Origin of the sequence: Runella defluvii (assembly GCF_014195535.1) — a bacterium.
Lineage (GTDB): Bacteria > Bacteroidota > Bacteroidia > Cytophagales > Spirosomataceae > Runella > Runella defluvii.
Window position 1 is genome coordinate 1 of sequence record NZ_JACIBY010000004.1, and the last position, 12,559, is coordinate 12,559.

At 41.2% G+C, this 12,559-nt stretch carries 14 protein-coding genes; 8 read left to right on the forward strand and 6 right to left on the reverse strand.

Annotated elements, in window-relative coordinates:
- Positions 1–219: 219 nt before the first annotated feature.
- The 3 genes from FHS57_RS10230 to FHS57_RS10240 are packed head-to-tail and all read right to left on the reverse strand — an operon-like array spanning position 220 to position 4,017.
- Positions 220–423, reverse strand: a complete 204-nt coding sequence (locus tag FHS57_RS10230) for a hypothetical protein (RefSeq protein WP_183973191.1) — start codon at positions 421–423, stop codon at positions 220–222.
- 44 nt (positions 424–467) lie between these two features.
- Entirely contained in the window at positions 468–1,445 is a 978-nt protein-coding gene (locus tag FHS57_RS10235) for a hypothetical protein (RefSeq protein WP_183973193.1), read from the reverse strand.
- A gap of 4 nt (positions 1,446–1,449) precedes the next feature.
- Positions 1,450–4,017: a hypothetical protein gene (locus FHS57_RS10240; protein ID WP_221225595.1), complete on the reverse strand. Its 2,568-nt coding sequence runs from the start codon at positions 4,015–4,017 to the stop codon at positions 1,450–1,452.
- 337 nt (positions 4,018–4,354) lie between these two features.
- Between FHS57_RS10240 and FHS57_RS10245 the strand changes: the two genes are divergently transcribed.
- The 4 genes from FHS57_RS10245 to FHS57_RS10260 all read left to right on the forward strand — a co-directional run bounded on the left by FHS57_RS10245 (position 4,355) and on the right by FHS57_RS10260 (position 6,984).
- Positions 4,355–4,882, forward strand: coding sequence for a hypothetical protein (locus FHS57_RS10245; RefSeq protein WP_183973197.1), 528 nt, complete (start codon positions 4,355–4,357; stop codon positions 4,880–4,882).
- 103 nt (positions 4,883–4,985) lie between these two features.
- Positions 4,986–5,531: a hypothetical protein gene (locus FHS57_RS10250; protein WP_221225596.1), complete on the forward strand. Its 546-nt coding sequence runs from the start codon at positions 4,986–4,988 to the stop codon at positions 5,529–5,531.
- 122 nt (positions 5,532–5,653) lie between these two features.
- On the forward strand, positions 5,654–6,328 hold the full coding sequence (locus FHS57_RS10255) for a sensor histidine kinase (RefSeq protein WP_229601311.1): 675 nt from the start codon (positions 5,654–5,656) through the stop codon (positions 6,326–6,328).
- Positions 6,329–6,336: 8 nt separating this feature from the next.
- Positions 6,337–6,984 carry a response regulator transcription factor gene (locus tag FHS57_RS10260; RefSeq protein WP_183973203.1) on the forward strand — a complete coding sequence of 216 codons (648 nt, stop codon included), beginning with the start codon at positions 6,337–6,339 and terminating at the stop codon, positions 6,982–6,984.
- Here the strand turns inward: FHS57_RS10260 and FHS57_RS10265 are convergent.
- Positions 6,981–8,345 (reverse strand): monooxygenase, encoded by a 1,365-nt coding sequence (locus FHS57_RS10265; RefSeq protein WP_183973205.1) that lies wholly within the window; start codon positions 8,343–8,345, stop codon positions 6,981–6,983. The two genes, FHS57_RS10260 and FHS57_RS10265, sit on opposite strands and share 4 nt — an antisense overlap.
- Before the next feature lie 626 nt (positions 8,346–8,971).
- Positions 8,972–9,184 carry a cysteine-rich CWC family protein gene (locus tag FHS57_RS32155; RefSeq protein WP_183973207.1) on the reverse strand — a complete coding sequence of 71 codons (213 nt, stop codon included), beginning with the start codon at positions 9,182–9,184 and terminating at the stop codon, positions 8,972–8,974.
- Positions 9,185–9,292: 108 nt separating this feature from the next.
- On the opposite strand from FHS57_RS32155, the gene FHS57_RS10275 reads away from it, so the two are divergent.
- From FHS57_RS10275 to FHS57_RS10290, 4 genes are read left to right on the forward strand one after another with little or no spacing between them, the layout of a single operon-like run.
- Entirely contained in the window at positions 9,293–9,652 is a 360-nt protein-coding gene (locus FHS57_RS10275) for a PadR family transcriptional regulator (protein ID WP_183973209.1), read from the forward strand.
- Between the two features lie 31 nt (positions 9,653–9,683).
- The gene (locus tag FHS57_RS10280; RefSeq protein ID WP_183973211.1) at positions 9,684–10,208 is read left to right on the forward strand and encodes a hypothetical protein; all 525 of its coding nucleotides are present in this window, start codon (positions 9,684–9,686) and stop codon (positions 10,206–10,208) included.
- A gap of 40 nt (positions 10,209–10,248) precedes the next feature.
- On the forward strand, positions 10,249–10,653 hold the full coding sequence (locus tag FHS57_RS10285) for an energy transducer TonB (protein ID WP_183973213.1): 405 nt from the start codon (positions 10,249–10,251) through the stop codon (positions 10,651–10,653).
- An 18-nt stretch (positions 10,654–10,671) separates the two neighbouring features.
- On the forward strand, positions 10,672–11,493 hold the full coding sequence (locus tag FHS57_RS10290) for an energy transducer TonB (protein ID WP_183973215.1): 822 nt from the start codon (positions 10,672–10,674) through the stop codon (positions 11,491–11,493).
- A 193-nt stretch (positions 11,494–11,686) separates the two neighbouring features.
- Here the strand turns inward: FHS57_RS10290 and FHS57_RS10295 are convergent, their stop codons facing one another.
- On the reverse strand, positions 11,687–12,373 hold the full coding sequence (locus tag FHS57_RS10295; RefSeq protein ID WP_183973218.1) for a hypothetical protein: 687 nt from the start codon (positions 12,371–12,373) through the stop codon (positions 11,687–11,689).
- Positions 12,374–12,559: the final 186 nt, after the last annotated feature.

The window sequence follows — 12,559 nt, forward strand, 5'->3', positions numbered from 1 at the left end:
ATGAGAGAATCCTTAGCATGACCGTATTTTCAAAGAACGAAAAATGTACTTAACTAAATGTTATAACTTGTACTCAAATTTATGTCGCACAACAAGGTAGTAAAAGTTGGGGCGTTTTACAAGACAGCGGCAGCTCTTTTTGTCATTGACTGTTTATGCACAATTAGAAGTGCATTTTACTAATTGTGCATAAATAGTCAACTTTACAAAATCGTTAGGTTATGCTGCTCGTGAAACAGTTTTGTTTTGAGCATTTTTGGTAAAAATCAACGCTTGTCGCCGATTGCGCGGTCCAAACGAAACGTGTACCCAAGCGTCGAACTCTTGAATCAGTTGGTCGTAAGGGAGCGCAGAAGTTCGCACTAAGTCAAAAAGTTGTTGTACCGTAAATCCTTCGACGGTAAAGTGGGAAGTGAGGTTCATAGGGAAGGGAACTGCTCATCTATTTTGCATGGTTGTTATTTCCTTTACGGAATCGTAATCGTAGCTGTGGATGTAGTTTTAAGTGGCGTGATTATGCTGAACGCTGCGCGTAGTTTCTGGGTTGAGACATCGTAGAGCGAGTCTCGGGCTATTACAAAATAATCAGTATTGTCGGCCAAAGTTCTAAAAAACACGTTACCTGTTGCATCGGTTAATTGTGATTCTAAGACCCCCGTGGGTTTTTTGGCACTACGGGCGGTTTCTGCCTGGGTAGCATTGGCAAATACAAGCACTTCTGACCCAATCATAGGCTTCATAGCGGCATCTTTTACCGTAATGCTAAGTTTGATACTTGCCAGAGCAGGGGTAACCAGCGTAACTGGATGATGATTGATAGTCGTATAGTCGTTAAAATCAACTGTTGTTGTGGTAGTGACAACATCAAATACCTGTTTTTCGCGCGTTCCTGCTACGTAGTAGGTGTTGGGGGCTAAGTCATAGAAAAATGCGATACCGTTTTCATTGGTAGTTTCTTTCTTGATATGCCCTTTGGCCTCACCTGCTGCGACTGATCCTGCTAATGTCTTATTGACAAACAAATATACCTCTACACCATTGACGGGCTGTTTATTGCTATCCGTAACAATTACCTTGATTTTGCCTCGTGGGTAGCGGGGCGATAACATTAATTCTGTACCATTGGACAGTAACTTTATATTTCCTTTAAACAAGATGCCTCGGCTGTCTTTCCATTCGCCTACCAAACATAAATTCTCACGCTTTGGCTCAAAATCAATGGTGAATTTAGCTTCTTTGTCGGCTTTGAATTTGGTGATAAATGGGTCAGCTTCGGTATTGGGAGATATAAAAATGTCAGCCTCGGCAGCGAGATTTTTAGAGTTTTTGATTATGGTGTCTTGATAATATACTGTTCCCTGGGCTTTACTCGGCACAAACTCATCGCCTCTTTTACAATTTACTAATATGATGCTGATAGCTAAGAATAAAAATATCTTTTTCATGATTTTAGAAAGGGTTGATGAGTTGAACGAGACGCTTGAAAACCTCTACATCGGTGGTAATAGAATAATAGACACCCCCACTCGCAAGGCGTTCGTAGCTATTGAGGAGTTTGCCATTTTCTATTTCGTAAGATCGCTTGAAATAAAAGTTATAGCCCGCGTTTATATTGATGCCTGGAATAATGTCATAGCCAAGACCGACAAAATAGTTGCGGAGAAACTTGTAGCGCACCCCAAGACCCACAAACATCGACAGCCGATTGATATGGCCGTTACCGCGCAAGTAATCATAGCACTTGCCGTAATGCGTATATTTGGCCAACTTACAAGTTCGCATTTGGTTCATGGGTTTAAAAAGATAGATTTTTGCGCCTACTACAATATCTAACTGCTGTGGCTCGGCGTTATTGACAAATAGGCCTTTGGTTTCGTCATAGACTGAGGTATAGCGTGGCTTTGGTATGTAAGCCAGCCCCACACCATACCAGAACCTTGGTAAATCATACTGCTTATAAGAAGCATTTTTGACAACTTTGGTAGCTGTTTTGCCATCGCTTACCGATAAGTCGTAGCCTATTATTACCGCTCCTTTCTTCTCTTTAATCTCTCTGGCCTCGGCCCAGTCGGTGTGATAGAGAGTATCGGTATTGGGCTTTACATTGATTTGTAAAGGTGGGTTGGTTTGAGCATTAAGCCATTTTAGCTGAGCAGTAGCGAAGCTAAAACGTTGGCGCGATTGTAAAAAAACTTCTAACAATTTCTTTTTTTGCTTTATTTCGGCTCTCTCTTTATATAATTTAATAGTATCTTGCTTAAGTAGTTGATAACTTTCTATTGATTCAATAAGGGAGGTTTTTGTTATTTCTCCAAGTGTTCTAATAGCATTTATCTGTTCTTTACTGTTATTAATACTCGCTTTTTTGATTTTCTCAGCATCTTCTGTAATTTTTTTGTTTGGTTTTTTTTGTTGGGAATTTGGGCTCTCAATTTCACTCATTCGAAAAGTTTGTTGTGGTACTGTTGTTCCAGAATTATCAGTGAACGTTGCTAACGTTTTTGTAGTTTCAAAAGAAATTTTTACATTATCAAGAGATTTTCTTTTGGCCTCTAATTCATCATTTACTATTTTTTCTTTATTGCTTAAATTGGCTAAAATAACATTTGTAGCTGCTACTGAAGAACCTACATTATTGGCCTGAGCAAGAATACCATCAAACAACTTTCCCCAAGCATTGAAAGCATCAGTAATTGGAGTAGTGAGGGTGAAAGGGGTAACGGTTTCTTCGGCAAATGCTTTCGTGCCTCGTCTTAGGTTAAACACCAGCGGGCGCACTGCGTCAATGTCGGCTACTACGCTCGGAATGCTATTGGGGGCGTTGGATAAACGATAGTTGTTGAGAGCATTATAATGGGGCATCCAGTTTATCTGCTCCGCCTCAGATACAAACAGCGTACCTGCGTAGAGCAAATTAGAACTTATCTCGCGTTCAATCAACCATTTCTCGTAAGCTTCTTTTCGGTTGGTTAGGTCTTTTTTCTTATCGGTCAGTTCTACTACTTTTTGTTGGAGTGTGTCCAACTCGTTGAGGTATTTTTTGATGATTTTGTCGTTGTTGTCGCTTAGTTGGCTGTTTTTTATTACCAGTCCTATGGCATCAATCCGTCTTTGCGTGGCAGCAAGTTCTTTATCAACATTTAAAATACTATTGTTGTCTATCTTTATTTTGTCAAATGGATTCATGGCGGGGGTATTAAGCCCCGTGAGCCACAGCCATTTTTTCATCCATTCTTTATTTTCGGGTACGTTCAGCAGCGCTTTCTCCAAGTAGGTATTTACCGTTGTTAAGTTGTTGTTATCTTTCAGCAGTTTTTGAAGGTTTTCGCTTGGCAGTGAGTCTTTCACAGTGCCCATGAGTACACTGTAATCAAAAGCGTGTAGCGAGTCATCAATAACTTTGGCTTTTTTGATAAAATCGTTTTTTACTTTGTTAAAGTTAGGGGCATATTGTCCCCACTGTCCGTAGCAATCTTTATTTTCTTTGAGATAGCTGGCCATCAGTATGTTATCAATATTTTGGCGAGTAAGTGTGAAGCCAACTTGAGCTTCATCCAAATCGCAAGGCACCTCAAACACCTTAGAAATAGCAACCGAGTCGCAAGGTGCTTTGGTGATATCAAACGTTAGAGTATCTGTTTTGGGGCAATTTTTTTTTTCTTGCCATTGCACTGAGAGCGTATAAATAGAATTGATATCAATTTTATCAATTTGGGGAAGATAACTGCTTATGCTTTTTTTGTATTCTTCAAAAGCCGTACTATCTGGAAAAAGCAACTGGCTCTCTATACTCAAGTTTTTATATTTGATTTTACCTAACTTATCTTTGTATTCTTTGATTTTCTTTTGCAAAGGTGAGTTGGTGAAATCTGGGCCTTCGATGGCAAAAAAAAGTTTGTCGCCTTTTCTAAAAATGGAGGGCATATCGCCAACGAGTTGGCCTTTTTGGTTAAAACGAATGAAGTGTTCTCTATTGCCAAGGTAGTTCTGATTGAATATATCGCACTCGCATTTCATTATTATTTTACAATCATCAACACAGGGGCTTGGTTTATTTGTGGTTTTTGATTTTTTTCCTTGAGAATGAATGTGAGTGGGTAAAATCAAAAATATCCATATTGTCAACAAGTAAGGTATATTTTTCATAAATTTTAAGTTTTAAGGTATGCAAAAATTAAAAGTATGAATTTAATTGCAAAATTTCAATTCGTTTTTTTTATATGTTACGGGAAAATTCCCATATTTAACACTGTATTTTTCCCCAAGAAAAAAGGGGTTTTGCTCGTAAATGTACTTGACTTTTACTTATAGCTTTGTGAAATAATTTTAAAACACATAAATCCTTTTTATAGCTATGGCAAAATTGAGAAGTAAATCGAAGCTTTACCAAGAAATAGACGGAAAACCAAGCCAAGGAGGTATTGGGTTTTCTCCTGAAAAGGCTAGCGAAATGGTAAGGAGCTTGTATATTAATGAAAACAAGTTGAATCAGGGAGGAAAAGGTTTAATTCTCAATGGCAGCATTGTGGAAGCAACTTTTGATGAAGCTCAAATTCTGAGAATTTTAAGAACAAAAGGAGTAAGAGGAATTCGAGTTTATTTAGCTCTTTCTGATAGAAAGTATAATAAAGCTACTGACGAATGTGAAGAAGTACCACTCCATTTAAGTTTTGTTTTAGTCGGCATTGACGAAAATGGGAAGGACAATGTATTAGAGTTTGATAGTGGTAAAAAATTTCTTGTGACTTGTGAGTGTGGAGGAAACTGTGAGCGCTGCCCCCCTGTAGTTAATACTGAGGTGAGTGATTCTGCTTTAAAAATGATTTTAAGCGGCCAAAAATTTAATGGTATAGACACTGATTTAAGATTGCTTGAGTTTTAGTATGGCATTTTCACAGTATATATATCTATCTTTATTAATCTTGTGCTTTTTTATAAGCCTGTCCCAATATGTAAAATATGGACAGGCTTACACTTATAAGGTTTTGTTTTTTTTACTTGGTTTTGGCGTTTTTACAGAAGTTATTCAGTTTTACATGCAAGAAACAAGCAATAAAAATGTAGGATTTATCTATCATTTTTATAATCCTATAGAATATATATTGTATGCTTTCTTATACTTAGACTTTTATATTAGCACAAAAGCAAAGAAAACGCTTTTGTGGTCAATTCCAATTTACCTGATTTTCGCTATTCTTGGGTCATTATTTGTGTATGGAATACTTGATGGCAAAAAAGATGCTCATAATCATATTATTGGCGATCCGTTGAAAGTCATTTTACCATTGTATTACTTGTATGAATTATATAATGATGACTCGCAAGAATCAGTGATCATTTTACCTATGTTTTGGATTAGTGTTGGTACAATGTTCTTCTTTTCTTTAGTAGCTGTTTTTATGTCTATTCGAGTGGAACTTTCAAGTTTAGATAAAGAACTAGAAAGAACTCTACACTTTTGGCTTAATACTGTTCCCAATTATGTTATGTATATTATGTACAGTATAGGTATGTTATGGCACCGTCAATAGAACATTTGGTACTCGCAATTAGTATTGGAGCATTCCTATTTTTACTGTTAACCTCTTTTATAGTTATTTTTTTATTGTTACAAAAAAGAAAATATCAAGCTAATCAAAAAAAAACGGCTGCCATGCAAGCCGCCTTCCAACAAGAAATCCTGCAAACACAGTTAGAGGTGCAAAACCTCACCATGCAGCAGCTAGGGCGGGAGTTGCACGATAACATTGGGCAGTTGCTGTCGGTGCTGAGGCTCAATCTCAACGTATTAGAAGAAACAGTGGAAGACGAAGGGACGAGAGGGCAGATTGCGGAGAGTAATCAGATTGTCGAGCAGACCATCGCCGATGTGCGGGCGCTTACCAAAAGCCTCGATGGCGATTTTGTCAAAGATTTTGGGTTTATCGATAGCCTTTCGCATGAATTACAGCGGATTCGCAAAACCCGCCGCTACCAAACCGAGATTACTACTTCGGGCACCCCTTACTCGCTCGGGTATCAGCACGAAATTGTCTTGTTTCGGATAGCGCAAGAAGTAATCAACAATGCTCTCAAACACGCCGCCGCCACTACCTTGCACGTATCCGTAGGGTATGAGCCTACAAATTTTGGAATTACTATTAAAGATAATGGTAAAGGGTTTGATTACGAGGGTATTATGAGAAACGAGTTGAGCAAGTCGGGGGCGGGACTGCGAAATATCCAACGCCGCGCCGAGCTTATTGGTGGAAAGTGCGTAGTGGAAAGTAAAATAAACGAAGGGACTACCGTTTGTATTAAAATTGAACATTTTCCAGTGGGGAATTAAGGGGCTGTATGAAAACTACGATTGCAATTGTCGATGATCATGAGTTGATGGCTAGAGCGCTGTCGGGTTTGGTTCAAAAATACGAAGCCTACGAGGTGTTGTATGAAGCAACTAACGGTGAAGAACTGATTAAGCACATCAAACTTGGCATGATTCCCCAAATCGTGCTGCTCGACATCAACATGCCCGTGATGGATGGCTACGAAACGGCGATGTGGCTCAAAAATAACCACCCCGAAATCAAGATTTTGGCTTTATCCATGAATGACAACGAAGCGTCCATCATCGGAATGCTTCGCAACGGCGCGCACGGATACCTGTTGAAAGGCTGCAAACCCTTTGAATTAAAACAAGCGCTTGATTCTCTGGTAGAAAGAGGGCGTTATTACACCGATTTTGTCACGAGTCAGCTCATTAAAAGCTTGAATCCTGAAACGTTGCTGGATCCTGTGGCCGCTTTGCACCTCAATGACCGAGAGATGGATTTTGTCCGTTTGGCGTGCAGTGACCTCACCTATGTGGAAATTGCTGACAAAATGTGCGTCAGTCCGCGTACCGTCGATGGGTACCGAGAGAGTGTTTTTCAAAAAATGGGGGTCAAAACCCGCGTCACGATGGTGATGGAGGCTGTTCGTCTGAAAATCGTGGAACTTTAAGGCTCGTAATAATACCCAAAAATAATCCCCATTTCGTCTTCACTCGTCAGACCAAATCGTACTGCTTTGGTCGTAGTATTGTTGTAGGTAATCTCCGACATCAACCCTTCGCCTTTTTTAAATTCCAACGCCACGGGGAAATTTTTAATCACAGGGTGTTCCCAATCGGTACTTTCGTAAACCACTTCACCGTCGCGAGCGCCCCCCACAATTTTAATGACAAATTTTTCGCCGAGTTTATGATTGTGCGACGTGAGCATGAGTACTTTCGTGGGTTTTGAAAACAGAAAGTTCTTCGTCACTACCGTCCGTTTGCCTGCGGGTAAGTTTAGGTCTTGGTTGTTGAGGTCAAGCGAATTGGCCACAATTTTTACCTTCGACTTGTCTATTTTATACAAGTTGACATACACTTCTCCAGGGATTTTACCCGAAGTTTTGTTGACATAATGCGAGTTGAAATCAAACGAATAATTGGCAGGAACCCGAAGCGCAATGCCATCGGGGAAGCTATAATCATGTTCTTGGGTTTGTGTTCCTGCCCAGAATACGTGGTTTTGCATACTCAAAAAAGTAAGCAAATTGCTGGTGCCATCGGCATTGCGTAAATCACGTACTTGCCCTAAAGACGGAAGATTTGCTTGGTTTTTGAAATCATACAAAATAAAGTGGTGGCTTCCAGGCCGCATCCGAGATTGAATCCGATTGATGTACAATTCGGTGGTATTACCGACGGGTTTTCTGACAAAAATCTCCCGCTCAAACGTGTTTGAAACCTCAAAGGGTTCAAGGTGAAGTTGAAAGCCGTCATTTGGATTAGGCGCTTCGAGGGCAGTAAAATTACTGCCAAATCCTGAGCCGCAAAGCGGGACGGAATTAGTGATAAGTGCCGCATCGACCGACCCGCCCGACCGTGGCGCACCTGCTTCAATCCATTTGCGAACAAACTCAATTTCGCCCACCGAAAGGCTATTGGCGCCCAAAGGCATGGGGTTGCCGTACTGACGCCCTGCCAATAATGAGGCCCCACTGCAATTGATTTTGGTAAACAAAAAGCTTTTCGCAACATCCCCTGGCGTAATCAAGCGCATACCATCGTCTTTAGCGACGGTGTTTTTTGGGAATTTATTAACTAGATTGTCGTAAGAGACTTTGCTGGTAAGTACAAGGCCGTGTTGTTTGTAAGAAGCGTCTTGTTCGGACGAATGGCAGCCCGACGTGGCACACGATTTATCGAAAATTTGGGTCTGAACCAATTTGAAAGAGCCTTCTTCTAGCACTGTTTCCGATTCGGTATGGCACGAAATCAGAACGATAAATAGGGCCGAAAAGAGAAGTAGTAAAGTAAGGAAACGGGTTTTCATGCTAAAAAATCTTAAAATCGTGTGAAGATAACGAATAAAAGTAAATTGTTGATGTTCAGGTTATTGATGTGAGGATTAAATTTTCAAAGTACATCCGCCGTGGCATTGATTACTTCGTGGCATTGGTTACTCCTAACCAATGCAGAGGTTTCTCAAAACCTCGTGGCTGATTTTTTATGAAGGTTTTGAGAAACCTGATTCTTCTGGATATGAGTATCCAGAAGCACGTGTATTGTGGCATTGATTACTCCTAACCAATGCAGAGGTTTCTCAAAACCTCGTGCTGATTTTTCTTATAGAGGTTTTGAGAAACCTAATTCTTCTGGATATGCGTATCCAGAAGCACGTGTATTGTGACATTGGTTACTCCTAATCAATGCAGAGGTTTCTCAAAACCTCGTGCTGATTTTTCTTATGAAGGTTTTGAGAAACCTGAATCTTCTGGATATGAGTATCCAGAAGCACGTGTATCGTGACATTGGTTACTCCTAACCAATGCAGAGGTTTCTCAAAACCTCGTGCTGATTTTTCTTATGAAGGTTTTGAGAAACCTAATTCTTCTGGATATGAGTATCCAGAAGCACGTGTATTGTGACATTGGTTAGGAGTATCCAGAAGCACATACGCTACGTAGCCAGCAACACAGAAGTACGTGCTAGTTCCTGCAAACATTTTATGCACAAACAACCTTCATACTGCGTACGCAAATCAGAAAGTGTTTGTTCGGATAGCGTGATTTCTGAACAAACACATAAACCCTGTGTTGTAAGCTGACAACGAAATGCTTGCCCACAGCGAGGGCAAACTGGAATTGGGCTTGAATTTGAGGAAGTTGCCATAAAATGGAAAAAAAATTTCGCAGGTTGTTTGATATATAAAAAACTTATATATATATTTGTTCACACAATTTAAGAAAATAGTAAGAAAACGAGCTAACCACCGATTTTATGGAAGCATCAAGTAATGAATTTTTACGAGGCACGCTCAAAACGATAGTATTAAAGCTTTTGGCCGAACAAGGACGTATGTACGGATATGAAATTACGCAGTCGGTCAAAGAGCGTACGAGCGGTGAAATAACGCTAACCTTTGGCGCGTTATATCCTGTGTTGCACAAGCTTGAACAAGACGGATTCCTGATGACAGAGTCAGAAGAAGTGGATGGACGGCTTCGCAAGTACTACTCGCTTACTCCGAGTGGAAATGCGACAGCCGTTCAGAAAGTGTCTGATTTTGAGCGCTTTGTTGAAGCTATGCAAAGCTTGTTAAGACCCCAAAATGGGGAAATATCTCTCGCTAAACTCTGATTTTGGAATTGAATTCATAACCACTACCGACATGAAAAAATTAACTCCGCAACAACTTAGCACACTGCACGACCATCTTATTCGGCAAAACACCAATGATCGCTTAGTTTCCGAATTGCTCGATCACTTGGCTTGCGAAGCTGAAGAGTACCTCTGGAAAGGTTATAACTTTGATTTGGCGTTGGCAAAAATTACGCAAGAAGCCAACTCTATGGCTGTAAAGTACCTCCGAGATACCTACCAGCACGAGGTTGCCATGACCGAAGAACAACTTCAAAATGCGAGTTTGGACGATATTATCTTTGAGTTTCGCAACAAAGACTATGGTGCTTACGACCTGCGCCAAGCCTACCCATTTGCCTTGCGTAGTGCCTTAATTTTGGGAATTGGGTTGTTTTTGATGATGATGGCGTTTTTGTCGGGAATCGTCAAAGGCTCTTGGGACTTCTATTCTCCTTCAGGTTTAATGTGGGTGCTTGGCGTATCAGGGGTAGCCTATTCAATAGGCTCTTGGTTCCTGAAAAGCCGACAACTCAAGCAGTTGACAACCACTTAATTTGAAAATTGGTTAATTAATAACTAATTGATTTACAGCCATGAAACTGCTTCAATGGAAGTGGTGCGGTATTGCTTTGTGTTTTTTTGTTTCATTGTCGGTAGTGGCACAAAACAATACTTCACGCGAGCCCGTCTTTTCATTTGTGGAGCAACCCCCATCGTTTAAGGGTGGAAAGGATTCTCTATCTCTTTTTTTGAGAAAACACTTTGTCAATCCCGAAGCGGCCAAAAGTGCCAACGTGAATTGTAAAGTGATGGTCAAGTTTATTGTAGAACCCACAGGGCAGTTGTCCGATATTGAACTAGCTTGGAGTGCTGGTCATGGCTGCGACGAAGAGTCTCTGCGGGTTGTAAAATTATTTCCTCCTTGGGAACCTGGGCGGCAAAGCGGAAAAGCCGTGCGGGTTCGAGTTCATTTGACTCTTAACTATCCGTTTCAATAAAATAGCCTAAATACAACCATGAAGACAACAGTTTTAGCAGCGTATGATACGCTGGATGACATCGTTTTTGCCCAAAGGAATCAAGCCTATGGGGCGTATGAACTACGGAAGTCGTACCCTAAAGTGCTCCAAAAAGCGCTTATTATTGGAGTTACGGTGTTTTTGCTTATGTTGCTCGTTCCGACCATCTATGGAAAACTAAAAACGAATGAGCAGGCGCAAATAAACATGAAAGAATACACGCTTGAGAAAGTGCAAATGGAGAAAAAAGAAGAAAAGCCGCTACCCGAACTCGAAAAGCCCAAGGAAGAACCTAAGGTGGCGTCGGTTCGGTATCGGGTACCTGAAGTGGTTGAAAATCCGCCTATTGAGGAGATTCCTCCTATGGTAGAGGACTTGGAAAAAGCCAATCCAGGACAAGAAACGGTAGCAGGAACATCGGACGAAGTGGCGGTAGTGGCGCCCGTGGAAGATGCGCCTGCTCCCGAAATTACAAAATCGGTGGAGGTGGAAGCCAAAGAACCCGAAGTATTTGAACGCGTGGAGGTTGATCCTGAGTTTGCGGGAGGAATCAATGGCTTACGTACATTTTTGATGAATAATTTAAGGTACCCATCGCAAGCACAACGCAGCAACGTGCAAGGAAGAGTCTATCTGAGTTTTACGGTTGAGCCAGATGGTTCGCTGTCCAACATTAATGTTACCCGAGGAGTTGGGTTTGGTTGCGACGAAGAAGCCGTGCGTGTGATGAAACTCATGCCCAAATGGAAACCTGGCAAACAGTCGGGACGGGCAGTACGGGTAAAATTCAACATGCCCATTGTGTTTACGTTGGAATAAAAAAGAAAGACATACAGCTATCAGTTATAATTACATCTCACACACTTGACAAAGCCTCCCGAGAACGTTGCTGTTCTCGGGAATTGCTGTGTTATGAGTGGCCCTTTTCGACAAAACCAAGAAAAAGAACACTTGCCCTTTGCCTCTTGCTCCTCGCCCCTTGCCTCTTCACTTGCTCCTTGCCCTTTGCTTTCTACAATCCACCAATTCGGTAATTGATACCTACAGAGGCAAAATAGGGGCTTCCAAAGCCGAGCTCGCCGTTTAGTCCAATGCGTTCGGTGACGTAGCCACGTAGCCCGAAGACAATAACCTGTACTTGTGGCATGGCAAAACCTGCCCCTACTTTGTTGCCAATGATTCCGCGCCAAAGTCCGCCACCACCTGCTTCTTTGAAGATTTCATCCATCTTGCCATCTACCGCGCTAGAACTTCCACTGACGCCCCAAATTCCAATCCCAAGCCGTACGCCTGAGTACATGTCAAGCCGATTGGCATTGCCGTAGTGAAATAGCGCCCGCGCACCAATTGTAAGGCGCGACACCCCCAAGGTAACGTCGCCGAGATTTTCGTTTTTCTTATAGACAACGTCGTTGAGCTGGAGCAAAGATTTGTTAAAACTGACGGCGCCACCTACCGAAAACCAGTGGTTGATGCCGTAATCGTAGGCAAGGTTGATTTGCGGAGTAGTCGAAGCTCGCCCCGAAGAAAAAGCGACAGTCGTGTCAGACGATTGGGTAGAACCTGTGATATTCCCCCGAAAAAAAGAAAATAAACTTACGCCCGACTGAACGCTTACAACATGCTTGTAATCTTCATTTTGTGCCGATGCACCTAGCGAACAGGCGACTAAACTTGCAACGAGAAAACTTTTTTTCATGGCTTTTACAATTAAATTAAATTTATTTTTTGGTATATAAAACGATAAAAATTCTGCAAATGTAGTGAAAATCAACAATTAAGCATTTTTGACCGAGATGGAAGGTACTCTTTATCCCAAGAATATTAAAAAAAGCATTTGAAGAATACAGCATCATTATGCACTTTTGTAAAAAGCCCTACTGAT

What these genes read in the sequence shown, in the direction of transcription:
- FHS57_RS10230 (WP_183973191.1), bottom strand. Translation starts at nt 423, where the DNA reads ATGAACCTCACTTCCCACTTTACCGTCGAAGGATTTACGGTACAACAA.
- FHS57_RS10235 (WP_183973193.1), bottom strand. Translation starts at nt 1,445, where the DNA reads ATGAAAAAGATATTTTTATTCTTAGCTATCAGCATCATATTAGTAAAT.
- FHS57_RS10240 (WP_221225595.1), bottom strand. Translation starts at nt 4,017, where the DNA reads ATGAAATGCGAGTGCGATATATTCAATCAGAACTACCTTGGCAATAGA.
- FHS57_RS10245 (WP_183973197.1), top strand. Translation starts at nt 4,355, where the DNA reads ATGGCAAAATTGAGAAGTAAATCGAAGCTTTACCAAGAAATAGACGGA.
- FHS57_RS10255 (WP_229601311.1), top strand. Translation starts at nt 5,654, where the DNA reads ATGCAAGCCGCCTTCCAACAAGAAATCCTGCAAACACAGTTAGAGGTG.
- FHS57_RS10260 (WP_183973203.1), top strand. Translation starts at nt 6,337, where the DNA reads ATGAAAACTACGATTGCAATTGTCGATGATCATGAGTTGATGGCTAGA.
- FHS57_RS10265 (WP_183973205.1), bottom strand. Translation starts at nt 8,345, where the DNA reads ATGAAAACCCGTTTCCTTACTTTACTACTTCTCTTTTCGGCCCTATTT.
- FHS57_RS32155 (WP_183973207.1), bottom strand. Translation starts at nt 9,184, where the DNA reads ATGGCAACTTCCTCAAATTCAAGCCCAATTCCAGTTTGCCCTCGCTGT.
- FHS57_RS10275 (WP_183973209.1), top strand. Translation starts at nt 9,293, where the DNA reads ATGGAAGCATCAAGTAATGAATTTTTACGAGGCACGCTCAAAACGATA.
- FHS57_RS10280 (WP_183973211.1), top strand. Translation starts at nt 9,684, where the DNA reads ATGAAAAAATTAACTCCGCAACAACTTAGCACACTGCACGACCATCTT.
- FHS57_RS10285 (WP_183973213.1), top strand. Translation starts at nt 10,249, where the DNA reads ATGAAACTGCTTCAATGGAAGTGGTGCGGTATTGCTTTGTGTTTTTTT.
- FHS57_RS10290 (WP_183973215.1), top strand. Translation starts at nt 10,672, where the DNA reads ATGAAGACAACAGTTTTAGCAGCGTATGATACGCTGGATGACATCGTT.
- FHS57_RS10295 (WP_183973218.1), bottom strand. Translation starts at nt 12,373, where the DNA reads ATGAAAAAAAGTTTTCTCGTTGCAAGTTTAGTCGCCTGTTCGCTAGGT.